Raw genomic sequence first — 21,908 nt, forward strand, 5'->3', positions numbered from 1 at the left:
GGGTCAGCGCAGTCCGCTGATCGACCGCCCGTCCTTCAGCCTGCCCTCCAGGCCGGCCTGCGCGCCCTGCTTCGTCGGCACCGCCAGCAGGTTGCCCCGACCGGACCCGGTGACCCCGCCGGTCGCCCGGACGGACGCCGTCGCCCTGTCGCCGGCGGCGAGGAGGTACCAGTGGCCGCCCTTCGACTTCCACAGCACCCCGGCCAGCACATGCGGATCGCGCGGCCCGCACGCCGGTACGTCCCCGGCCTTCGCCACGGCCGCTCCGAACAGCCCGCCCGGCGTGTGGAACTGGGCCAGCACCCTGCTTCCGTCGCCCCGCCAGGTCTCGGCCCGGGTGCACACCCAGGTCGCCGCTCCGTTCGCCTCGGGCAGCTGCTGCCGGGTGTAGCCCCAGGCGTTGACCGTCCGTACGCCCTGTCCGCGGGCGTCGGCCAGTGAGCAGGCGAACGGCGCCCAGGTCCGCAGCGCCGCCGCGCCGCTCGCCTCCTTGGGCGCGGCCGGGCGCCCCGCGGTGAGACGGGCGGGGACGAGCTCGCCGAGATCGCTGAGCAGATGGGTGCCGGAGGCGTCCGTCAGCTGGAGCACGTTCCAGGTCGTGCACGTGCCGGTGTGGGTGGCCGGGCTGGACAGCGGCGAGGTGATCCCGTCGGTCAGCGTCAGGTCCATCATCCCGGCACCCGGCTTCGACAGGTCCCGCTCGCCGGCCTTCGTCACCCAGGGCGCCGTCAGATAGCGCACGTTGCCGTCCGCCCGGCCCAGCACCAGCGCGCCCGCCTCGGGGCCGGTCGCGCCGTCGACCCGCGCGAAGTCGAGGGCCGCCCCGGCGGTGCCGTCCTTCGGCTCGGCGTAGCGGGCGATGCGCAGACCGTCGTACAGGATCACCACGCGCGCGGTGTCGACCTCGCCCGCGTAGAGGAGCTGGGGCGGTCCGGCGGGGCCGCCCAACGGGGTCTCCGGGGTGGCGGAGACGTGCACGGCCTTCCCGGGGCGGGCCCAGACGGCGAGGGCGCGGCGCAGCAGCGCGCTGTCGCGGGTGAGGGGCCCGCGCGCGGGCCAGACCGAGAAGTCCGTGCGCGCGGAGGTCTTCCAGGCGGCGGGGGACACCTTCACCAGCCGCCCGGGGTCGAGTGCGGCCTCGGCGGCCGGGTTCTGCGCGTACGGCGGGGCGGCCGCGCCGTCGGGTCCCCAGCCGCCGCCGGGCAGCGCGACCAGGGCGCCGCACACGGCGAGCGCGGCCGCGGCGGCCAGCGCGGCCCTGGTGTGGCGGCGGCGGCGCATCAGATCGGTGGGCCGGACCTGGAGCGAGCAGGCGTCGAACTCGGGGGAGTCGAGCAGGGTGTACCGGTCGGCGGGGACCTGGCCGGCCTCGCGCAGCGCCGCCGTCACCTCGGCGCCCGGGACGCCGGACCCGGTCAGCACCTCGCGGACGTCGCCGTCGGGGAGCCGCTCCAGACCGCGCAGCACATAGGCGGCCCGGGCCGGGCCCGACAGGGTGGCCAGGCGCTGGTCCAGGGCGAGCTCGTCGGCGCCGCCGGAACGGGGGAAGAGCCGCAGGCCCCACACCTGGGGGAGCAGCGGCGGGAGCTGCGCGCGCCTGCGCCGGGCCCGCAGCCGCAGCGGCAGCCCCGCCTCCAGCGCCGAACGCACCACCTGGAGGCGGATGTAGGCGTACCCGGGGTCGCCGTCACGGCCGTCCCTCGCGCCCCCGTTCTGGGCCGGGATGACGGGGGTCGAGGCGCTGCCGCGGGGCAGGGCGCGCTGGGCGAGGGCGTGGGCGGTCAGGACGCGCCGACCGCGGCCGAGGCCGGGGGGCAGCACCAGATAGGCGAGCCGGACGAGCCGCGGGTAGTGCTCGACGAGCGCGGCCTCGGCCTGCTCGACGTCGACGGTCCGGTCGGCGGAGGATCCGGGTGCGGGGCGCGGGGCGACATCCTGTGACTGCACGTCCAGCAGAACGAGCGAAACGGAGGATGGTCACCCCGGGCGGGTCAGTCCTCCCGCAGCGCCTTCGCGTAGTTGGCCATCGACCGCTGGTAGCGCGGCAGATGGGGAGCCAGGGCGCCGAGCACCAGGGACAGGCCCTCGCGGTCGCGGCCGAGGCTCGACAGGCACAGGGCCAGACAGGCGCGTACGGCGTCGTCCAACTCGTCCGACGGGGCGTCCAGTTCGGCGGTCAGCAGCTTGACGCCCTCGTCCGCCTGCCCGATGTTGCGGAGGGAGCTGGAGAGTTGGATCTTGGCTCGCCGGCCCTTGTAGCCGCTCACCTCGCTCAGCCCGCGCGCGAGCGCGTCCCGGTACAGCGGGGCGGCCCGGTCCGAGTGGCCGGTCGAGTCCCAGGCGCAGGCCTGCTCGAACGGGCCCAGCGGACTGCCCTCGGGGAGTTCGGCGACCAGCGTGTCGATCACGGTCCGGAACTCCGCCGCGCGCTCCTGCGGATACTCGTCGAAGCCGGCCCAGGCGGCGGTCACGCGATCTTCCCAGTCTTGGTTCACCGGCACACTCTCGCACGGGTGTCCCCACCAGGCAGGGGTATTTTGAGCGCACCGCGCGTGAGAGCCGTATCCAGTGCGAGGCTCTTGCAGGGAGGAACGGATGAAGATGACCCGACCGATGCTCGCGGTGGCCGCCGCCGCGGCGGCGCTGGTGCTGACGGGCTGCGGTTCCGACGGGGCCGAGGAGACCGTCCCGGTGACGGCGACCGGCAGCCTGGAGCACCTGGCCGCCGAGGTGAAGTGCACGCCCGACATGCAGACCGACGCCGACGAACTCCGGCAGGCCCTCTGCAAGAACGGCGACGGCAAGTTCATCCTGCTGACCTTCGCCACCGACCGCGGTCAGCGCGAGTGGATCAACGGGGCCAAGGACTACGGCGGCCACTACCTGGTCGGCCGCAAGTGGATCGCCGTGGGTGAGGAGACCAGCACCGTGACGGCGCTGCGCAAGACCCTCGGCGGTGACATCGAGGAGGGCACGGACCACTCCGCGCACGTGTCGGGCGAGCCCTCCGAAGGCGCCTCGCACTCCGGTCACTGACCGGCCCCAGCGCCCGCGCCGCGCCCCGCGCACCCGGCGCACACCAGAAGGCCGGCGGTGAGGAATCCTCACCGCCGGCCTTCTCGGTCGGCTCTGCCGTTCGGCTCTGCCGTTCGGTTCTACTGTTCGGTTCCACCGGCAGGCTCTACCGGGCGGGCCCGCTCAGCGGGTCACTTGCACTTCTTGCCGGTGTTGATGCAGTTGACCATCTTGTTCATCAGGTTCGTCGAGAAGAAGTTGATGAAGTCGTTGTGGTCGGTGATCGGCTTGTGCAGGTTCTCCGGGAAGCTGTCCACCGCGTACGGCTGCACGACCGTCCCGTTCTGGAGCTTCGGGGCCGGGACGTTGTAGACGAGCCGGACCTGGAGCTGGGGGATCGCCTTGAAGCCGTTGGCGCAGCTGCCGTCGGCCTGGGCGAAGGCCACGTGCGTGCGGTGGTTGGCGCTGTCGATGTTCTGACCGTCCCAGCAGCTCTGGAAGTTGGTCGTCCGCACCACCTGGCTGCCCTGCGGGCAGATCGGGTACTGGGTCTCCAGCTGCACCTTGTTCTCGAAGCCGGTGCAGCTCCAGTTCACGTTCGCGTTGGCGTTGCCGTTGACGAAGGCCTTCGCGTCACCGGTGATGATGCGCAGGGCCGTCGGCATCGCGACGACCTTGCCCTTCTTGCTGCCGACGAACTTGATCTGCGCCTGGGCGGGCTGCAGGATCTTGCCGACGTTGCCTTCCTTGCCACCGCCGTCGTTGTTCTGGTCGAAGTCCTGCGAGCCGTCCTGGACACGCAGCACCGGCCAGAAGTACGAGGACTTGTCGCCCTGGTTCTGGCAGCTGGTGCCGGCTCCCGCCAGCTCCTGGTCGCTCGCGAACGCGTCGTTGTTCTGGTTGCCGACGTAGTCGTGCAGGTGGTGCGCGCCGTTGGTGACACCGGGGGCGACGATCACGTTGTCCGTGTTGTGGTTGTCGTTGCCGTTGGTGCCGCAGTTCGAGGTGAAGGTGCCCCGGGAACCGCTGTTGCCGTTGGCGGCGGCACCGTTGCCACCCACGCCCAGCTGCGCGTTGGCCTGGACCTTGGTGATGTCCACGAAGTCCGCGGCGACCGGGCCGTTGCCGCCCTGGCCGTTCTGCGCCTGGCCGGCGTTGCCGTTGTTCTGGCCGCCGTTGTTCTGCTGGCCGCCATTGTTGTTCTGGCCACCGTTGTTGTTCTGCTGGCCGCCGTTGTTCTGCTGGCCGTTGCCCGCCTGGCCGGCGTTGGTGTTCGCCGCCTGCGTGGTGCAGGCCGCCAACTGGCTCAGCGAGCTGTTGAACTGGCCACCCGACCGCTGGATGTTGATGCGGATCCGGTCGATCGTGGCGGCGCGCTTCTCCTTGAGGGGGCCGGTGATCGCGTTCTGTACGAAGCTGGCGTCGTTCGTCTGGGCCTGACGCGTGGAGGCGAGCCGGGTGTAGGCCTCGGTGATCTGCTTGTCGAGGTTGGCCAGCTCGGTCGCGACGCCCTGCTTCGCGCCCTTGGGCACGTTGGTCAGCTTCTGCCCCACATCCGGGCAGGAGATGGTGGCGACCTGCGCGGCCGCCGTGGCGGCCTTGGTCGCGTTCTGGCCCGAGTTCGACTCGTGCGCCGAAGCGTAGAAGTTCGCCCAGATCAGCCCGCCCCCGCCGAGCGCTAGGGCCGCCGATGCTGCCACGGCCTTCGTGGCCATCGACGAACGGCGTTTACGTATGTTGCGTCCCATGGAACTCCTCTGACTTCCTTGCGGGGCAGCATCGAGGCGCCCGACAGGAGTGAAGCTGAAGCTGCCCCCTCCTTTACGCACGTGGCCCCGGAGGTGTTCAGCCCGCTCAGAAATTGATGAGAGCCCCGTACGACAAAACAACCCCAACACCCTCACACAACGCAGCAGTTGGTGAGGTCAGCGATCGCGGTCCAGGTAGGCCAGCACCGCCAGCACCCTGCGGTTGTCGTCGTCCGAGACCTCCAAACCCAGCTTCACGAAAATGTTCGCGGTGTGCTTGGCGACCGCCCGCTCGGTGACGACCAGTTTGCCCGCGATCGCCGCGTTCGACCGGCCCTGCGCCATCAGCTCCATCACCTCCCGCTCGCGCGGCGTGAGCCGGTCCACCGGCCCCTGTCCGTCACCCGAGCGCCGGGCCAGCAGCTGCTGGATCACCTGCGGGTCCATCGCCGTACCACCGGCCGCGACCCGCCGTACGCCGTCCACGAACTGCTCCGCGTCGAACACCCGGTCCTTCAGCAGGTAGCCGATCCCGCCGGTGCCGTCGGCCAGCAGCTCGCGCGCGTACAGCTGCTCGACGTGCTGGGAGAGGACGAGCACCGGCAGTCCGGGCCTCCTGCGGCGGGCCCGGAGCGCGCACTGGAGGCCCTCGTCCGTGTGCGTGGGCGGGAGCCGGACGTCGACCACGGCGACGTCCGGCTCCAGTTCGGCGAGCGCCCGCTCCAGTTCGGGCCCGGTCTCGACAGCGGCGGCGATCTCGAAGTCGTAGGCCTCCAGCAGCCGGACGAGACCGTCCCGCAGCAGGAAGAGGTCCTCGGCTAGGACAACACGCAAGGGATCTCCATGGTCACCATGGTGGGACCGCCGGCAGGAGAGCTGACGGCCAGGACGCCGTCGAATGTACCCAGCCGCCGCTCGACACCCGCGAGACCCGAGCCGGCCCCGATCGCCGCGCCGCCCGCGCCGTCGTCGGTGACCGAGATCCGCAGCCGGCCCGCACCGTGATGGAGGTCGACCCAGATCCGTCCGGCGCCGGAGTGCTTGACCGCGTTGGTGAGCAGCTCGCTCACCGCGAAGTAGGCCGCCGACTCCACGGGCGCGTCCACCCGGCCGCCCTCGAGCTCGACGCTCACCTCGGTGGTGACCGGCAGCCGCAGGGCCAACGCCCGTACGGCGTCGCCGAGTCCACGCTCGGCCAGTACCGGCGGGTGGATGCCGCGCACCAGGTCGCGCAACTCGGAGAGCGCCTCGGCGGACGACCGGCGGGCCTGCGCGAGCAGAGCCTTGGCCTTCTCCGGGTCCTTGTCGACGAGCATCTCGACGGTGCCGAGGTCCATGCCCATCGCCACCAGCCGGGCCTGGGCGCCGTCGTGCAGATCCCGCTCGATGCGGCGCAGTTCGGCGGCCGAGGTGTCCACGGCGTCCCGCCGGGTCTCCGTCAACACCCGTACCCGCTCGGCCAGTTCGGCCTGGCTCGGGGTGAGCATGGCCTTGGTGAGGAGGAAGTGGACCTGGAACACGCTCACCGTGTACCGGTGGGCGACGAAGAGCAGGGCGGCGGCCAGGGCGCCGGCGCCCAGCGCGGTGGCCTGGCCGTCCACGGGCACGAAGGCGTACCAGTAGGCGCCGCCGTCGCCGTCACCCACGACCCGCCACAGCCCGGCCGCCAGCGCCAGCCCCTCCAGCGGATAGAGGACCAGGACGGCCGGCAGCAGCGCGGTCAGGTACCCGGCCGTCATGTCCACCAGGAGCCACCGCAGGTCCCGCCAGGTCGCCGGGTCGCGCAGCAGCGCGTAGGTGCGCCGGAACGGGTTGGCGGTGGCGGGGGCCGGCCGGTACGCCGACGGGATGCGCACCCCGCCCCACCGCTCGGCGAGCGCCCGCCGCCGCTCGGCGTAGGCGCGCACCCCCTGCACCACGTAGGGCGTGGTGAGGGCCCCGACCCCGATCGGTATCAGCGCCATCGACACGAGGGAGAGGCAGAAGCCCAGGATGCTCAGCGGCAGCGACCCGACGGCCAGCGCGAGCCCCCGTCCGGCGGCGAGCAGCATCCCGCGCGCCCTCGAACCGCCTTCGCCGCTCTTCGTGTTGGTGTTCATGCCCTCAGTCTGGCCGAGCCGCGGAGGGGCGGTCACTGGCCCGACGCCCCCGGTCAGAGGGTGGTGCCAGGTACACCTTCGGGACCCGGCCCGCCGGTGCCCGCCGCGAGCACCTTCGCCTCCACCTCCGGGTCGAGGCCCTTGCGGGTGCGGTCCGGACGCTGGGGCGCCTCACCGCCGATCGACCTCAGCCAGGCCCAGGTGTCGGCGACGGTCTCCTCCACGGGACGGCAGGCCAGGCCCGCCGCCACCGCCCGGGAGACGTCGGCCGCGTGCAGGGCGTCGTGCATGTCGCTGCCCGGCGGCACCCACACGGGCAGTTCGGTCCACGGCTCGATGCCCGCGTCGAGGATGATCTCCGGCGCCGTCCACCGCAGTTCGGCGTCCGAGCCGGTGGCCCGCACGCACGCCTCCAGCAGCTCGCTCATCGTCGCGTGCCCCTGCGGGCTCATCAGGTTGTACGGCCCGCTCAGCTCCCGCTCGACCGCGCCGAGGATCCACTCGGCGAGATCGCGGACGTCCACGTACTGCAGGGGCAGCTCGCGCGGGCCGGGTGCGAGGACCGGACCACCGGCGGCGATCCGGGTCAGCCACCAGGGCAGCCGTCCGACGTTCTCGTACGGGCCGAGGATCAGCCCGGCCCGTACGAGAACGGAGGACCCCGCGCCGAAGGCGCCGACGACGGCCAGCTCGCCGCCGTGCTTGTCCCGTGCGTAGTCGCTCTGTTCAGCGTCGGGCTCGGCCCCCTCGACGACGGGCGCGTCCTCGGCGTACCCGGCGGGCGGGGCCCAGGTGTACACCGAGCAGCTCGACACGTACACATACCGGCGGGCGCGGCCCCGCAGCAGCCGCGCCGCCTCGTGCACCGCGCGGGGCGCCGCCGACCAGGTGTCGACGACGGCGTCCCAGTCGCCTTCGGCCAGTGCGTCGAGGCCGCCGGGCGCGGTGCGGTCACCGGTCAGCGACCGGGCACCGGGGGCGGATGCGAACCGCCCCCGGTTGAAGACCGTCACGTCCCAGCCGCGCCCGAGGGCCGCCTCGACGACGGCCCGTCCCACGAACTCCGTACCACCCAGCACCAGAAGTCTCATACCGGTGACTGTGCCCGGTCCGGACGCGGCGGGGAACCGTGCTCTGCCGTCGGCAGACCGAGTGGGTCAGTTGGCGGTCGGCGGGGTGTACTTGTAGCCGACCCGGCGCACCGTCTGGATCGACTGGCGGTGCTGTGCGCCCAGCTTGCGGCGCAGCCGGGCGATGTGCACGTCGACCGTACGGCCGTCGCCCACGTGACCGTAGCCCCACACCGTGGTGACGAGCTGGTCGCGGGTGTGCACCCGGTTCGGGTGCGCGACCAGGTGCGCGAGCAGCTCGAACTCCAGGTAGGTGAGGTCGAGTTCCTGGCCGTCGACGGCGGCCGTGCGCTGTACGGGGTCGATCCGTACGAGCGGACGCCCGGCGCCCTCGGGCTCGGCGGCCTCCTCGGCCGCCGGCCGGTCCGGCACCGCCACCGGCAGGAACGGCGGCTGCTGGTCGGCCGGGACGAGCACCAGGTAGCCGACCATCGGAGGCTGGCCCGGCAGGGCGGGCAGGGTGTGCGGGGGAGCGGGCAGCCAGGTCGCGCCCGGCGGCAGGAAGTCGGTGACGTCGACCACCTCGTCCCGGTCGACGGCCCGCAGTCGATGGCGGGCGGTGCCGTTCGGGGTGGCGGCGGTGAGGCTGGGAGCGGAGGAGAGAGAACGAGTGTTCGCCATGAGAGGTCAGCTCTTTCGCGCGAGAAGTTCGTCGGGGAGGACGACGGCCGCGATTCGTGGTCGGGCTCGTCGAGGACGTACGTCGTGCGCGCTGGCCGAAGGCCGGGGTGTACGGCTTTAGAGGGCCGGCGCGTTCATCGCGCGGCAACACACCCGGTCGAAGTCATGGTGCTGACGGGAAGGCCAGAAGGGCTCGAGGTCGTGACGACCCGTCGCGGTGCACTTCTGGAAGCTGGCCATGGGCCCATTGAAGCAGACACCCGCCCGTAACAGGAGCCTCCGCTCACAGCTTGGACGATTCCTGGCGCGAAGTCGGCGTCAGCCGACCACGCGCGCCGTCCCGAGGAGCCTTCGGACGGCGGCCCGCAGCACGTCGTCCGGATGCGTCGCGTCGCCGTACATGAGGTCCTTCACGGCCCGCCGCGGCGTCTCGGCCCCGCGTCGCAGCGGTTCCACGGCGAAGCGGGGGAGGAGCCCCATCTCCGTGAGCGTCAGCACCGGGTGGGGCGGGTCCGGGTGGCACCTCCGCCACTCGAGCGCCTCCCGGGCCAGGGGCTCCACGGTGTCCTCGGTCCTGCCGGTGATGCGCCAGACGGCCAGTGCGGCCGCGGCCCGGGTGCCGGACGGGGTACGGGGCGCGAGAAGCGGCTCGATGAACGGCAGCAGCGGTGCGGCGGCGGCACCGAGCCGGCCCGCGAGGTTCGTCGCCCAGGAGGAGGTCGAGGCGGTCAGTTCCCGGCGGAGGAACGACAGCGCCGGCTCGGGGTCCGCGGCGACCGGCCAGAGGGCCACCGCGGCCTCCGCCGAGACCGAGGAGTGGACACCCTCCCTCACGCAGATCCGCAGCGCCCGTTCGCCCACGTCGCCCGCGGCGCGCCCCAGCGAGGTCAGCACGGCGACCGCGACGGACGGGTAGCCGGTGCCGTGGCGGGTCAGCAGTCCCGCGAGCTCCTCGACGACGTCCGCCGCCACCTCGGGGTACCGACTCAGCACCTTGACCAGCTCCGAGTGACCGTCCCCCGCCTGCCGGGCCACCGCCCGCGCCACGGGCGCCGCCGCGGTCCCGAACTCGTCGGTCACCGCCCTGACGACGCGGACGGTGTCGTACGCGCCGGGCGCCTCCCCGATCAGCCGCAGCGCCTCCTCGACCGCCACCGCCACCGGCACGCGCGCGCGTGCCAGCGCGGTGACCGCCCCGGCCCGCACCGCCGGGCTGTCGTCGGCGAGGTACGGCAGCACCCGCTCCCGCACGCGCGCGTGCAGTTCCGGCGGCAGCGCGCAGGCCAGCTGTGCCAGCCGGTACAGCTGCCAGGCCTCGCCCTCCGTCTCGCGCAGCGCCCACGGGAGCACGTCGGCCTCCCTGTCCCGCCAGCGCTCGGTGATCCCGAAAGCGAGCGGCATCCCCCGGTCGAGGGCCCGCAGCGCGGCCTCGGGGTCCTCCAGCAGCCGCTCGGTGAACGGCCGGTAGTGCCCCGGCCACAGCGAGGTCTCCGGTTCCTCGGGCTGCTCCGCGGCGGCGGTGTACGCCCGCGCGCCGGCGTCCACCAGCGGGTGCGGCAGGGGCGGTTCGGTGGTGCGCAGCAGGTCCTCGGCGGCGGCGAGCGCGACCCGGGGCTCGGGGTCGGCCAGCAGACGGTGCCGCCAGGCGCCGTCGCCCGGCTCCAGCAGTCCGAGCGCCGTCACGACCCGGGCGCGCACCCGCGGGTCGCTCTCCTCGGCGAGCCGGTCCCGCAGCAGGGGCGCCGTCGCCGGGCCGGACTCCCGGCCGCACGCGGCGATCAGCAGCACCATCGACTCGCGTACGGCCGGGTCGCCGTCGTGCGCGAAGGGGATCAGGGACGGCATCGCCTCCGCCACGGCCCGCCGGGCCCGCTGCCGTTCGTCCCGGTGCCCGGCCCAGTTCGCGAGGTCGGCCAGCAGGCCGAGCAGTTCGGCCCGGGGGCCGGCGCCGTGCAGGGCGAGCCGGATCAGCTGCGGCACCGCGGGTGCCGTGGGGATCTCCTCCCGGAAGCACAGGGAGGAATGCAGCCGGTCCATCGCCCGCTCGCGCACGGCCCGGTCCGTGGACTCCAGCGCCCGCAGCAGCGCGGGTACGTCACCCGTCGAGCCGTAGGCGCGTTCGAGACTCGCCCGGTCTCTCTCCGTCCCCATGGGAGCGCAGGATATGCGCAAGGGGCGCCCGCCGAGTCGGCGGGCGCCCCTTCGCTGGAGCCGCGGAGCGGATCAGACCTGGCCGGCCTTCTCCAGCGCCGAGCAGCAGGTGTCGACGATCAGACGCGTCACCAGGTACGGGTCGACGTTCGCGTTCGGACGGCGGTCCTCGATGTAGCCCTTGCCGTCCTGCTCGACCTGCCACGGGATACGGACCGAGGCACCACGGTTGGAGACACCGTAGGAGTACTCGTTCCACGGGGCGGTCTCGTGCAGGCCCGTCAGACGGTCGTCGATGCCGGCGCCGTAGTGCTTGACGTGGTCGAGCGGCTTCGAGCCCTCACCGAGCGACTCGCACGCGGTGATGATCGCGTCGTAGCCCTCGCGCATCGCCTTCGTGGAGAAGTTGGTGTGCGCGCCGGCGCCGTTCCAGTCGCCCTTGACCGGCTTCGGGTCGAGGGTGGCGGCGATGCCGAAGTCCTCGGCCGTGCGGTAGAGCAGCCAGCGGGCCACCCACAGGTGGTCGGAGACCTCGAGCGGGGAGACCGGGCCGACCTGGAACTCCCACTGGCCGGGCATGACCTCGGCGTTGATGCCGGAGATCGCGAGACCGGCGGCCAGGCAGTTCTCCAGGTGCGCCTCGACGACCTCACGGCCGAAGATCTCGTCCGCGCCGACACCGCAGTAGTAGCCGCCCTGCGGGGCCGGGAAACCGCCCTTGGGGAAGCCGAGCGGGTAGCCGTCCTGGAAGAACGTGTACTCCTGCTCGATGCCGAAGATCGGCTCCTGCGCGGCGAACTTGTCGGAGACCTCGGTGAGCGCGGCACGCGTGTTGGACTCGTGCGGCGTCATGTCGATGTTGAGGACCTCGCACAGGACGAGGATGTCGTCGCCGCCGCGGATCGGGTCGGGGCAGGTGAAGACCGGCTTGAGGACACGGTCCGAGGAGTGGCCCTCGGCCTGGTTCGTGGAGGACCCGTCGAAGCCCCAGATTCCCAGCGACTCGAGACCGGCGGGCTCACCCGCGATGATCTTCGTCTTGGAACGGAGCTTCGCCGTCGGCTGGGTGCCGTCGATCCAGATGTACTCAGCCTTGAAGGTCACGGGCCACTTCCTTCGGGGTGTGTCTGACGCACGTGCGGGTGCTGCGGCGCTGCGGCACTGGGGCGCCGCCTTGTCTGCCGGGCAGACTGTCAACAGGCGATTTCCCGGTCGTTGCTCGAATGTGAACCCCGTGTTACCTGGTGGTTCTGTGGTGCGGCTCACGGTGTGAGCAGTGAATCGGTGGGTTCGCCGAACGCGCCGGTCCTGCCGCTCGTGGCCGCGAGCAGCAGGACCGATGACACGTACACCCTCAAGGGATGCTCCGGAGGGGGCCGCCGGTGCACCGAGGTGCCCGGTGGCCGGACGTCACCCCACCTTCTCGATCAGGGCCCGGCGGATCAGGAACTTGCCGGGCTCACGGACCAGTTCGAAGGCCGCGTTGTTGAGCAGGGCGCAGCTGCCGGAGACCGAGGTCACCTCGACGGTCGTGGACTTGTTGTTGTCCAGGTTGGTGACCTTCAGCTTGGTCCCCGCCGGGAACTGGTTACTCGACGCGGCCGGGGCACCGCCCTCGCCGGAGAGCGTCACCGTGGAACCGTTGCAGACCTGCTGGCCGGAGGCGGCACCGCCGCCGTTTCCCGCGTTACCGGCGTTACCCGTGTTTCCGGCCGGTGCGGAGGCCGCCGGTGCGGAGGCGGCCGGAGCGGAAGCTGCCTGCGAAGGCTGTGTCGCCTGGGAGTCCTGAGCCGACTCCCCAACGACGCAGCCCGACGCCTGCTGCTGGACCTTGATCTGCGCGATGACCGCCTCGCGGTTGGCGATCCGGGCCTCGGACTGCGCGTCCGGGTTCGTCCGCTGGCCCTCGATGAACTTCTCGTTGTTGCCGAGCGCCGTGGCCAGTCCCGCGCAGACGGTCGAGTCCCCGGCGGACAGTGTCCTGGCGTCCTGCCCGCTCTGTGAGGCGTTCGAGGTGGACGCCATGGCGAAGGCGCCGGCGCCCGCCACCGCCGCGGCGCTGACGAGCAGCGCGATCTTCTTCTTCGTGCCGAGACTTCTCCTGCGCGACATGCGCGCCTCCTGAGGGGTAGGGGAGCGTACGCCGCTATGTACGAGATACCGAACGAGGTTACTCAGCGGTTACAGGAGTCAATCGAAGTGGTGTGCGTCACACCCGAGTCGGGGCGCGGGACCGAAGTCAGTTCCTCCCCTCCTCGTACGCAGCCACCGTGTCGTCGACCCGCCGGAGCAACCCCTCGGTGCGGGAGGCGAGTTCGGCCTCCCCGGTCTTCGAGCCGTCGCCCCACCGCCCGTTCGCGAACACCACCGACCGGACGGTCATCGCCCGTCGGGAGACCCCGGCCGAGTCCGGCGGGACCGTCGGCAGGCCGGCCTGCGGCGGCGGATCCAGCGGGTCCACCCGATACCTCACCGGGTCCGCCGAGGCCATCGTGAACACGCGCGAGGCGTCCTGCACCCGCTCGAAGCTCAGCACGGTGACCGTCACCTGCGAGCGCCGTTCGGTGTCCGTGAACAGGGCCGCCGTCGACCGGGAGCACCCCTCGCCCTGTTCGACCAGCCGGGCGAGCGCGGGCGTTGCGCCCCGAGCGCAGTCGACGGTGGTGGACAGGTCGACGCGGGCGTACCGGGAACCGTCCGGCAGCCGGACGCTCGTCGAGGGGAACGCCTGCTCCGGCCGGACGATCGGGCGGGCGAGCAGGGAGGGGAGCGCGCCCGGGGTGCCGGACGGGAGGCCCGCGTCGCCGGACGGTACGGCCGCGAGACCCGAGGCGGTCGTGGTCGCCGGGGGAGCGGACGTGGTCCGGTCACCGTCGTCCTCGTCCGCGATCAGCAGGGTGCCGACGGCCACGGCGGCGACGAGGGCCACGCAGGATCCGACGGCCGCCGAACGCCGGGCCCGCCGACGCCGTCGTATTCGCCCCCGCTCGGGAGGGAACCCGAGCCCTTGATCACCGAAGGTCATGGCGGCGGAGGGTAGCAGTGCGCGGCGCGCCGACGCCCGCCGCCGGACGGATCGTCGTCCGGCCGGCCGGCGCGCCCCTAACGGGACAACGCGTCCCGTACGGCCTCGTCGGTGCGGGCCACCAGCGCGCTGCCGTCGTCCGCCGTGATGATGGGGCGCTGGATGAGCCGGGGGTGCGCGGCGAGCGCGGTGATCCAGCGTCCACGGGCACTCGCGTCCCGCGCCCAGTCCTTCAGGCCGAGCTCCGCGGCCACGGTCTCCTGGGTGCGTGTGATGTCCCAGGGCTCCAGGCCGAGGCGGTCGAGTACGGCCGCGATCTCGTCCTCGCTCGGCACGTCCTCCAGGTAGCGCCGGACGGTGTAGTCGGCGCCCTCGGCGTCGAGGACTGTGAGGGCGCTGCGGCACTTGGAACAGGCGGGGTTGATCCAGATCTCCATGCGGCACACGGTAGCGGTCCGAAGCCGCGAAAGCCCTTGTGATCAGGGGCGATTGTCAGTGGTGGGCAGTAGAATAGAAGCAGTGTTCGAGGGTTCGCCGGAGGTTCCGGACCGGGCCCTGACCGCGACAGGAGGATGCCTGTGCCCGCTGCCGCACTGAAGCCGAAGCCGTTGCCGACCCAGTCCACCGCGAAGCGTTCCGTCCAGCTCGACCTGCCCTATGTGCCCGTCGAGAAGCGGCCGTTGCCGCCCGGGCGACCGCGCGATTGGTACGTCACGCACAACCGTCGCCTGAAGGCGATGCGCCTCGCCATCGCCCTGCTCGACCTGGGCGTGTATATGCCGAACCAGGCCCGTAACGAGAAGATCCGCAGCACGGCGGAGCTGATCGGCGTTCACTCGCCGTCGGACACGACGTGCCACATGGTGCGGGCGCTGCTGCGGTACTCACGCTGAACCGGGCGCCGGGTGCCGTTCCCGGTGACGGCACCCGGCGTCGGTGTCGGTGTCGGTGTCCAGGGCAGGGGCGGGGGCGGGGACGAGGGCAGGGACTCCGGGGACGGACGCGGGACCGGGGGTCACCTCACCAGGTCCTTCTCCACCGGGGTGCGGAACCTCGGTGTCACCCGGGTCGCCCCCAGCCACGACTCCAACCGTGCCGCCTCCGCCTCGATCGCCGCCTTCGCCTCGGCACCCACGCCCTCGCCCTTGTCCTCGCCGGCCAGGATCCGCCACACGATCTCGCCGTCGGCCCGTTGCGCCCAACTCCCCACCACCCGGCCGTTCCACCACACCGTCGGGCCCACGTTCCCGCTGTAGTCGAACAGGGCGGGGCGCAGCTCCGGGGCCAGATACCAGTCCCGGGCCTGCCAGCCCATGGCCGTCGGATCGAGGCCGGGCAGCAGGGCCGCCCACGGTTCGCCGGGGGTGGGCACGGCATCAACGTCGTCCTCGACGACGTACCCCGTCCCCTCGTCCAGCGTCACCGCACGCGCCCCGATCGCCGTCAGCGCCCGGCGGACGTCCGTCACCTTCCACCCCGTCCACCACTTCAGATCGGCCTCCGTGGCCGGGCCGCACGCCGTCAGCCAGTGCCGCAGCAGCTCCGACTGGGCCTGCGCCACCGGCAGTTCGGCGTGCTCGGGGGCCAGAGCCCAGCGGAACTGGCTCGACGTCCACGAGCCCAGGGGCCGCCCCCTGACCACCTTGCCCTCCACCCCCAGCACCCTCAGCAGCCGCGTCACGACGGTGTGGACGCCCTCGTAGGGCTTCCCCGCCGCGTACACGAACTGCTCCCGCAGACGCGGCTCCTCGCGGGCCAGCTCGGCCGCGGTCGCCTGGCCGAGCCGGGCCAGGGCGGCCAGCGCCGACTCCTCGACCTCCTTCAGCCAGGCCGCGTCCGGTGCGCCGGCCTTCGCCATGTCCTTCACCAGAGTGGCCCGCTCCCGCGCGGCGACCGCGAGGCCGGTCGAGGCGTGCACGACCGCCGTCGACTCCGCCGGGAAGACGAAGACGGTGTGCCGCATGCCGTGCATCCGGACGAGGCTCCGGTCCTCGTACAGCGCCCGGTCGGTCTCCGCTACCGTCGCCGCCGGGTCGGCGAGGCGGGCGCCGACCGCCAGGTACACCGTCGCCGGGTCCGAGCCGTGCAGGGCGAGGAGCGCGTCGGCCACCGCCTCGGGTGTAGCGACCCGCGCCCGCGGGGCCAGCCGGTGCCGCAGGGCCAGCCGCGCCCGCCGCTCCGCCACACCGATGTACCGCAGCCCCTCACCCATGACCGGCCTCCACCCCTCGTCGCCCCGTCGCCGTCCGGCACTCGTCCCTGCCCGCCATCCTTCCCGACACCACTGACAATCGGGTCCCGACGCCCGTGACGCCGACGGCACCCGAACCCTCCGGGGCGCTCCAGGACCGCCGAGGCGGCCGGGGCTGCCGGGCGCGCCGGCTGTCACCCGTTCGACGTACCCGACATGCGGGCGCTCCCCTCCCGGCCTTCACTGCGAACAGGAGGCCGGGAAATGTGGTGAACCGGGAGGCGGATGTGGTGCGAAGGCGACGCGGATGACCACCCCCACCGACCGTGCCCGACGCGGCCGGGACGCCCGCAAGCGCGTCTCGCGTTCCGCCCACGCCCTCTGGGTCCCGTCCGTCGACCGGCCCGACCCCGTCGCCGTGCTGGAGCGGCAGGGCCGGGACAGGCTGCCCGAGCTGCTGCCGATCCGGTACGGGCGGATGGCCGCCTCGCCGTCCGCCTTCCTGCGCGGCTCCGCCGCCCTCATGGCCGCCGACCTCGCGTCGCAGCCGCACACCGGGCTGACGGTGCAGCTGTGCGGCGACGCCCATCTGCTCAACTTCGGGTTGTACGCCTCCCCGGAGCGAGGGCTGCTCTTCGACCTCAACGACTTCGACGAGACGTTCCCCGGGCCCTTCGAGTGGGACGTCAAACGGCTCGCCGCCTCCGTCGCGGTGGCCGCCCGCGAGAACGGCCACCCCGAGCCCAGGGTGCACCGCGCCGCCCTGGAGGCCGTGGCCGCCTACCGCACCGCCATACGCCGGCTGTCCCGGCTCGACGAGCTCGCCGTCTGGTACGAGCGCATCGACGCCGAACGGCTGCTGCCCCTGCTGCGCGCCGCCCGGCGCCGCGGACGGGCCGGGGGCAGCCTCACCCGCGCCCGCCGCCGCACCAGCCTTCAGGCCCTCGACAAACTCACCGAGGTCGTCGACGGCCGCCGCCGCATCATCCACGACCCGCCGCTCATCGAACCCGCCGGCGCCTCCGACAGCGCCGCCCTGCGCAAGATCTTCAGCGACTACCGCTCCACCCTCACCGAGGAGCGCCGCCTGCTGCTGGACCGCTACCGCTTCGTCGAGGCCGCCCGCAAGGTCGTCGGCGTCGGCAGCGTCGGCACCCGCTGCTTCATCGTGCTGCTCGCCGGGCGCGACACCGACGACCCGCTGTTCCTCCAGATCAAGGAGGCCCGCGCGTCCGTCCTGGAGGAGCACCTGCCCAGCGGCCCGTACGTCCATCCCGGCCACCGGGTCGTCGCCGGGCAGCGGCTGCTCCAGGCCGCCGGGGACGTCTTCCTGGGCTGGATGACCGGGCCGCAGAGCCGCGCCTTCTACTGGCGTCAGCTGCGCGATCTGAAGAACTCCGGGGGCGTCGCCGGGATGTCCCCGGCCGACCTCGCGGAGTACGCCCGGCTGTGCGGCACCGCCCTGGCCCGCGCCCACGCCCGGTCAGGCGACCGCGTCGCCATCGCCGGTTACCTCGGCGGTGCCGACACCTTCGAACGCGCCGTCGCCGACTTCGCCCTGACCTACGCCGACCGGACCGCCGCCGACCACGCGATCCTGGGCGCGGCGGTCGTGGCGGGCGTGGTGAGCGCGGCGCCGGGCGTCTGAGCACCGCAGGGCGCCCGGCCGGTCAGGGACGCGCCGCCGTCCGCCCGCCTCCGTCCGGGCCGGCCAGCACGGCGGTCACGAACGCGCGCCGGTCGTCCGCGTGGTCCTGGAACCACAGGCCCAGCCGGTGTCCCGCGGCGGGCAGTTCGAACCTCGTGTACCGGGCGCGGGTGGCGAGCGCGTCCTGGACCGCCTCGGTCACCTGCGGCGGGATCACCGTGTCGGTGCCCGGCACGGCGAGCACCGCCCGGCCCTCGTACGCGCGCAGCACATCGAGCGCGGGCGCCTCCCGCCAGCTCACGGGCCTGCGGATGATCGCGCTGAACTCCCCGTTCCCCTCGCCGAAGGGAACGTCCCACGCGCGGGCCGCGTACACCGCGGGCGCGCAGAGGCCCAGGGCCGTGACCCGGTCCCGGTAGAACGCGGCCAGGTCGGCGACCGTCTGCCCGCTCATGCTGAACCCGACGAGCACCAGCGTCCCGTCCGCCGGGACGTACGTGTCGATCACGGAGACCGCCTGCTCGAAGCGCCGGCGCAGGCTCGACTCCCTCAGTTCGCCGCTGCTTTCACCGTGCCCGGAGAAGTCGAGGGCGAGAGCGCGGCAGCCGCGGCCGGTGAACTCGCGGGCCAGCGGCAGGAGTCGCTCCTTGCTGCCGTTGCCGGCGCCGTGCAGCAGAACGGCGGTGACCGTTCCCGGACCACCGCCGTGCACCCCGCTGAGCCGCTCACCGTCGTACGCGTGCGTGAAGGGAGACAGTTCGCTCATGGGCCCCATTCACTCATGGGCGGATTCCGTCCGGGCCGCCTTGATCGCCTGGCGGAGGTGTTCCTCCATGTCGCCCGACTCCAGGCCCGCGGAAAAGGAGATGCACGTTGAGTGACGGACTCCCTACGCTGAAGGCACCACCCCACCCCCCTCGCCACGCTCAGTCACCGTCCCTGCCCAGGAAGGAGGTACACCATGGGCACCGTCGTTCTCTCCGGGGCCGTCGTCCTGGTGGTCCTGGGATTCGGAAACCCGCTCTACTGGCTCGCCGCGGCCGGCGTGCTGTTCCTGTACGTGCGCTACGGGCTCGACTCGTCCGCACCGTCCGCATCGTCCGCGCCCGGCCCCGCGCCGAGCGCGGGAACCGCGCCGACGTCGTACAAGGCGTACCGCGACCGCCGTGACAAGCAGGCCAAGTGGGAGCGCCGCTACCGTCGCGAGCGCCCCCTGGAGTCCCGCCGTCAGGAGCGCGAGCGCGGCAGGTAGGGCCCGCCCGGTCCGCCTACAGGCCGGGGGCTCCCCACACCGGGAACCAGCGGCCCAGGTCCTGCTCGATCCGCAGGTCGCCCGTGAGGGCGGCCTGCACCTGCAGCTCCAGTGCGCCGTCGCGCCGCTGCCCCGGACCGGGCAGCGGCGCGAACGGGTAGAAGGAACCCCGCTTGTACAGGTACACGAGCGCCAGCCGGCGGCCGCCCGCCTGCTCCGTCCCCGCCTCCTCCGTCCCGTCCCGCCGGTCCTCGAACCCGGCGAGGGAACACAGCAACTGCGGCCCGAAACCGTTGACCTCCATCGCGCTGTTCACCGCGTGCAGGTCGTTGACCAGCAGCGGCAGCTGGTCGGGGGTGCGCTGCGAGAGCAGCCAGGAGTAGCCGTAGTCGTCCCGCACGAGCCGCACCGGGGGGCCGGTGCGCTCGGTGTCCGCGTCCAGGAGCGCCTGTACCTCGCGATGCGTCTGCTCGAAGGCCGAGCCCTCGACGGTCGCGAAGCACACGGCACCCTGCCCGGTCGGGGTGAACCCGGCCGCCGCCTCCAGCGTGACGGCCGCCGAAGGCAGCGCGAACAGCTGGTCCAGGTCGGGCACGACCGGCTTGGTCCGGCCGAGCAGGATGTCCAGCAGCCCCATGATCAGCCCGCCTTCCCCGGCGCGGCCGCCTCGCCCAGCTCGGCGGAGATCCGCCCCAGCTGCTCGAGCCGCTGCTCCAGGCTCGGGTGGGTCGAGAACAGCCCCGCCAGACCGGGCTCGGAACCCAGCGCCGGGGTGAAGTAGAAGGCGTTGAAGGCCTGGACCGTCCGCAGGTCCTTCGTGGGGATGCGGGCCAGGTCGCCGGAGACCTTCGTCAGCGCGGAGGCCAGCGCCGAGGGGCGGCCGGTCAGTTGCGCCGCCGCCCGGTCCGCCGCCAGCTCCCGGTAGCGGGACAGGGCCCGGATGAGCAGGAAACTGATCGCGTACACGGCCGCCGAGACACCCATCACGGCGGCGAAGACGACCGCGGCGTTCTGGTCCCTGCGCGCGCCGCCGAACACCTGCGAGTAGAACGCGAACCGCACGATCAGCCCCGCGATCACGCCCAGGAACGACGCGACCGTGATCACCGCCACGTCCTTGTGCGCCACATGCGACAGCTCGTGCGCGAGCACGCCCTCCAGCTCGGCCGGCTCCAGCCGGGCCAGCAGCCCGGTCGTCACGCAGACCACCGCGTGGTCGGGATTGCGCCCCGTCGCGAACGCGTTGGGCATGCCCATCTGCGAGACGGCGACCACCGGCTTGGGCATGTCCGCGATCGCGCACAGCCGGTCGATCACGGCATGCAGCTCGGGATACTCCTCGCGTTCCACGACCCGCCCACGCATCGCGAACAGCGCGACCCGGTCGGAGAACCAGTACTGCGCGCCCAGCATCGCCACCGCGACGACCGCGACCAGCACCCATGACTTCAGCAACACGATCAACGCGGCGACGAACGCCACGTACAACAGTCCGAGCAGGAACAACGTGACCGTCATCCGCACGGTCAGCCGTCGGTCGCTCCGGAAACGGCTCTGCATCTGCATCACCCCGCAGTCAGGCACTCGCCCCACTGCCAGTGTGCACCGCCCCACCCCCATGAACGGTCCCCGAACGAACCTAGGCGGAGCAAAAGCTCCCCGAGCCCGCCCGCCACGACCACCGGCGCGGATCCGCCCCCGTTCCGTCCCCGTTCCGCCCCGGTCTCAGCGTCGTGCGGCCCGCGTCGCCCGCAGCCGCAGCTCCTCGTCGGGATCGGTCTGCAGCGCGATCAGGGCCCGCTGCCCCGCGGCCCCACCCCGCTCCGCAAGCAGCCGGAACGCGGCGATCCGCACCGCCCGTGGCCACCCGGTGCCGAGCCGTTCGACGAGCCACTCCTGCGGCAACAGCGCTGCCGAGGGCAGCACCGCCGCGGTCACCTCCCGCACCACTCCCGGCGCCGGGTCGTCGAGCATCGGCAACAGCCGCCGCGCGTCGGCCGCGTCCAGCACGCGCAGTCCCGCCACGGCCCGCGCCCGCACGCCCGGGACCGGATGCCGGACGAGCGACCACAGCACCTCGGCGTCGCTTCGCTCCCCGCACTCCGCGAGCCCGGCGGCGGCACCCGGCGGCAGGGCGGGATCGCCCGGCTCCGCGCACCGCTCCCGGTACCAGGACAGCGGATCGCCCCCGTGCTGCCGTACGACATACCGCGCGCAGGCCCGCACGAGCTCCGCCCGGTCGGCCAGGAACCCCACGGCCCGCTCCGCCCGCCCGGCCCGCCGCAGCGCGGTCACCCCGGCGGAACGGACCCGCGGGTTGCGCGCGGCGAGCAACGGCAGGAGTACGTCGTCGGGGTCCTCGTCCACCATGGCGGCCAGGGCGGCGTCCGCGCACAGGTTCTGGACGACGGTGTCGAAGTCGCCGGCGGCGACCCGGGCGAGCCGGCCGGGGGAGAGGAGCCGTTGCGCGACCGCGAGCCGGTACGCGAAGCGGCGTACGGTGCGATCGGGGTGCGTATACAGACACGCGAGCCGTTCGCGGGGCGCCCCGCGGAACACCTCGGCGAGCAACTCCGTCGCGAAGGCGCCCTGGCCCCGGCGCCCGAGGAGCAGGATCAGCGGCGCGAGCGTGACGGCGGCACCGGGGTCGAGAACCTCGCGGAGCACCTTTCGGGCGCGCTCGCGCACCGGTGCCACCCAGTCGGCGCACCGCAGGACGACCAGCGGCAGCAGGTCGGGGTACCGAGCAGCCGGCCCCAGCGCCGCCTCACGCGTCCAACCGTCACGATGGCAGAGGGCGAGTGCCAGCCGGGGCTCGTCGAGCAGCGACAGATCGGCCGGCAGCTGGGCGGCTTGCTCCCACTGCGGCAGACCGTCGAGGTGGTACGGGAGCACCGCCCGGGCCGCCTCGTCCAACGCGATCCAGGCCCGTGGATCGGTGACGACGATCGCGTTCGCCAGGGCCATGCCCCCGGCGAGCCGCACTGCTGCCGCCGACCCGCCCCTGATGTCCTCCCGTAGTTCCCGC

At 73.0% G+C, this 21,908-nt stretch carries 20 protein-coding genes and 1 pseudogene; 4 read left to right on the forward strand and 17 right to left on the reverse strand.

Annotated features, from left to right (window positions below; genetic code table 11):
* Positions 1-3: 3 nt before the first annotated feature.
* Together OG933_RS31005 and OG933_RS31010 are read right to left on the reverse strand one after the other, a co-directional pair.
* A complete protein-coding gene (locus tag OG933_RS31005) occupies positions 4-1,947 on the reverse strand; it encodes a hypothetical protein (RefSeq protein ID WP_362528164.1) in 1,944 nt (647 codons plus the stop codon).
* A gap of 44 nt (positions 1,948-1,991) precedes the next feature.
* Entirely contained in the window at positions 1,992-2,471 is a 480-nt protein-coding gene (locus OG933_RS31010) for a tetratricopeptide repeat protein (RefSeq protein ID WP_405630082.1), read from the reverse strand.
* A gap of 124 nt (positions 2,472-2,595) precedes the next feature.
* On the opposite strand from OG933_RS31010, the gene OG933_RS31015 reads away from it, so the two are divergent.
* The gene (locus tag OG933_RS31015) at positions 2,596-3,036 is read left to right on the forward strand and encodes a hypothetical protein (protein ID WP_020126735.1); all 441 of its coding nucleotides are present in this window, start codon (positions 2,596-2,598) and stop codon (positions 3,034-3,036) included.
* 170 nt (positions 3,037-3,206) lie between these two features.
* Here the strand turns inward: OG933_RS31015 and OG933_RS31020 are convergent, their stop codons facing one another.
* From OG933_RS31020 to OG933_RS31065, 10 genes are all read right to left on the reverse strand, one after another.
* Complete coding sequence (locus OG933_RS31020; RefSeq protein WP_362528159.1) at positions 3,207-4,763, reverse strand: DUF1996 domain-containing protein; 1,557 nt, start codon at positions 4,761-4,763, stop codon at positions 3,207-3,209.
* A 177-nt stretch (positions 4,764-4,940) separates the two neighbouring features.
* Positions 4,941-5,597: a response regulator transcription factor gene (locus tag OG933_RS31025; protein ID WP_362528156.1), complete on the reverse strand. Its 657-nt coding sequence runs from the start codon at positions 5,595-5,597 to the stop codon at positions 4,941-4,943.
* A complete protein-coding gene (locus tag OG933_RS31030) occupies positions 5,582-6,862 on the reverse strand; it encodes a sensor histidine kinase (protein WP_405630086.1) in 1,281 nt (426 codons plus the stop codon). Before OG933_RS31030 ends, OG933_RS31025 begins: the two co-directional genes overlap by 16 nt.
* Positions 6,863-6,915: 53 nt before the next feature.
* Complete coding sequence (locus OG933_RS31035; protein WP_405630089.1) at positions 6,916-7,953, reverse strand: NAD-dependent epimerase/dehydratase family protein; 1,038 nt, start codon at positions 7,951-7,953, stop codon at positions 6,916-6,918.
* 66 nt (positions 7,954-8,019) lie between these two features.
* Positions 8,020-8,613, reverse strand: a complete 594-nt coding sequence (locus OG933_RS31040) for a winged helix-turn-helix domain-containing protein (RefSeq protein WP_362528147.1) — start codon at positions 8,611-8,613, stop codon at positions 8,020-8,022.
* A 318-nt stretch (positions 8,614-8,931) separates the two neighbouring features.
* Positions 8,932-10,764: a HEAT repeat domain-containing protein gene (locus tag OG933_RS31045; RefSeq protein ID WP_405630092.1), complete on the reverse strand. Its 1,833-nt coding sequence runs from the start codon at positions 10,762-10,764 to the stop codon at positions 8,932-8,934.
* Between the two features lie 72 nt (positions 10,765-10,836).
* Complete coding sequence (gene glnII / locus OG933_RS31050) at positions 10,837-11,868, reverse strand: glutamine synthetase (protein WP_362528142.1); 1,032 nt, start codon at positions 11,866-11,868, stop codon at positions 10,837-10,839.
* A gap of 306 nt (positions 11,869-12,174) precedes the next feature.
* Positions 12,175-12,876 (reverse strand): hypothetical protein, encoded by a 702-nt coding sequence (locus OG933_RS31055; protein ID WP_327182646.1) that lies wholly within the window; start codon positions 12,874-12,876, stop codon positions 12,175-12,177.
* A gap of 127 nt (positions 12,877-13,003) precedes the next feature.
* Positions 13,004-13,693, reverse strand: a complete 690-nt coding sequence (locus OG933_RS31060; protein ID WP_405630096.1) for a hypothetical protein — start codon at positions 13,691-13,693, stop codon at positions 13,004-13,006.
* A gap of 173 nt (positions 13,694-13,866) precedes the next feature.
* Positions 13,867-14,226, reverse strand: coding sequence for an ArsC/Spx/MgsR family protein (locus OG933_RS31065; RefSeq protein ID WP_405630099.1), 360 nt, complete (start codon positions 14,224-14,226; stop codon positions 13,867-13,869).
* Between the two features lie 141 nt (positions 14,227-14,367).
* On the opposite strand from OG933_RS31065, the gene OG933_RS31070 reads away from it, so the two are divergent.
* Positions 14,368-14,682, forward strand: a complete 315-nt coding sequence (locus tag OG933_RS31070) for a hypothetical protein (protein ID WP_020126724.1) — start codon at positions 14,368-14,370, stop codon at positions 14,680-14,682.
* Between the two features lie 122 nt (positions 14,683-14,804).
* On the opposite strand, the gene OG933_RS31075 is transcribed toward OG933_RS31070, so the two are convergent.
* The gene (locus tag OG933_RS31075) at positions 14,805-16,001 is read right to left on the reverse strand and encodes a winged helix DNA-binding domain-containing protein (protein WP_405630103.1); all 1,197 of its coding nucleotides are present in this window, start codon (positions 15,999-16,001) and stop codon (positions 14,805-14,807) included.
* Between the two features lie 286 nt (positions 16,002-16,287).
* On the opposite strand from OG933_RS31075, the gene OG933_RS31080 reads away from it, so the two are divergent.
* Positions 16,288-17,628, forward strand: a complete 1,341-nt coding sequence (locus OG933_RS31080; RefSeq protein WP_362528129.1) for a DUF2252 domain-containing protein — start codon at positions 16,288-16,290, stop codon at positions 17,626-17,628.
* Positions 17,629-17,656: 28 nt separating this feature from the next.
* Here the strand turns inward: OG933_RS31080 and OG933_RS31085 are convergent.
* Positions 17,657-18,403, reverse strand: a pseudogene (locus OG933_RS31085) (alpha/beta hydrolase); the annotation flags it as partial.
* Positions 18,404-18,589: 186 nt separating this feature from the next.
* Between OG933_RS31085 and OG933_RS31090 the strand changes: the two are divergent.
* Positions 18,590-18,880 (forward strand): hypothetical protein, encoded by a 291-nt coding sequence (locus tag OG933_RS31090; RefSeq protein WP_405630106.1) that lies wholly within the window; start codon positions 18,590-18,592, stop codon positions 18,878-18,880.
* 16 nt (positions 18,881-18,896) lie between these two features.
* Here OG933_RS31090 and OG933_RS31095 read toward each other — a convergent pair whose 3' ends face one another.
* The 3 genes from OG933_RS31095 to OG933_RS31105 all read right to left on the reverse strand — a co-directional run bounded on the left by OG933_RS31095 (position 18,897) and on the right by OG933_RS31105 (position 21,847).
* Positions 18,897-19,517 carry a hypothetical protein gene (locus OG933_RS31095; RefSeq protein WP_405630109.1) on the reverse strand — a complete coding sequence of 207 codons (621 nt, stop codon included), beginning with the start codon at positions 19,515-19,517 and terminating at the stop codon, positions 18,897-18,899.
* 2 nt (positions 19,518-19,519) lie between these two features.
* Positions 19,520-20,440, reverse strand: coding sequence for a zinc metalloprotease HtpX (gene htpX / locus OG933_RS31100; protein WP_028806311.1), 921 nt, complete (start codon positions 20,438-20,440; stop codon positions 19,520-19,522).
* 165 nt (positions 20,441-20,605) lie between these two features.
* Entirely contained in the window at positions 20,606-21,847 is a 1,242-nt protein-coding gene (locus OG933_RS31105; RefSeq protein ID WP_405633573.1) for a hypothetical protein, read from the reverse strand.
* Positions 21,848-21,908 lie beyond the last annotated feature (61 nt).

The organism is Streptomyces sp. NBC_00016, assembly GCF_045040885.1.
GTDB classification, from domain to species: domain Bacteria; phylum Actinomycetota; class Actinomycetes; order Streptomycetales; family Streptomycetaceae; genus Streptomyces; species Streptomyces coriariae.

Bases quoted from the DNA above. Each gene is read 5' to 3' on its own strand.
- OG933_RS31015 (WP_020126735.1), top strand. From the start codon at position 2,596: ATGAAGATGACCCGACCGATGCTCGCGGTGGCCGCCGCCGCGGCGGCG.
- OG933_RS31040 (WP_362528147.1), bottom strand. From the start codon at position 8,613: ATGGCGAACACTCGTTCTCTCTCCTCCGCTCCCAGCCTCACCGCCGCC.
- OG933_RS31020 (WP_362528159.1), bottom strand. From the start codon at position 4,763: ATGGGACGCAACATACGTAAACGCCGTTCGTCGATGGCCACGAAGGCC.
- OG933_RS31030 (WP_405630086.1), bottom strand. From the start codon at position 6,862: ATGAACACCAACACGAAGAGCGGCGAAGGCGGTTCGAGGGCGCGCGGG.
- OG933_RS31080 (WP_362528129.1), top strand. From the start codon at position 16,288: ATGACCACCCCCACCGACCGTGCCCGACGCGGCCGGGACGCCCGCAAG.
- OG933_RS31065 (WP_405630099.1), bottom strand. From the start codon at position 14,226: ATGGAGATCTGGATCAACCCCGCCTGTTCCAAGTGCCGCAGCGCCCTC.
- OG933_RS31095 (WP_405630109.1), bottom strand. From the start codon at position 19,517: ATGGGGCTGCTGGACATCCTGCTCGGCCGGACCAAGCCGGTCGTGCCC.
- OG933_RS31055 (WP_327182646.1), bottom strand. From the start codon at position 12,876: ATGTCGCGCAGGAGAAGTCTCGGCACGAAGAAGAAGATCGCGCTGCTC.
- OG933_RS31090 (WP_405630106.1), top strand. From the start codon at position 18,590: ATGGGCACCGTCGTTCTCTCCGGGGCCGTCGTCCTGGTGGTCCTGGGA.
- OG933_RS31075 (WP_405630103.1), bottom strand. From the start codon at position 16,001: ATGGGTGAGGGGCTGCGGTACATCGGTGTGGCGGAGCGGCGGGCGCGG.
- OG933_RS31105 (WP_405633573.1), bottom strand. From the start codon at position 21,847: ATGGCCCTGGCGAACGCGATCGTCGTCACCGATCCACGGGCCTGGATC.
- OG933_RS31035 (WP_405630089.1), bottom strand. From the start codon at position 7,953: ATGAGACTTCTGGTGCTGGGTGGTACGGAGTTCGTGGGACGGGCCGTC.
- htpX (WP_028806311.1), bottom strand. From the start codon at position 20,440: ATGCAGAGCCGTTTCCGGAGCGACCGACGGCTGACCGTGCGGATGACG.
- OG933_RS31045 (WP_405630092.1), bottom strand. From the start codon at position 10,764: ATGGGGACGGAGAGAGACCGGGCGAGTCTCGAACGCGCCTACGGCTCG.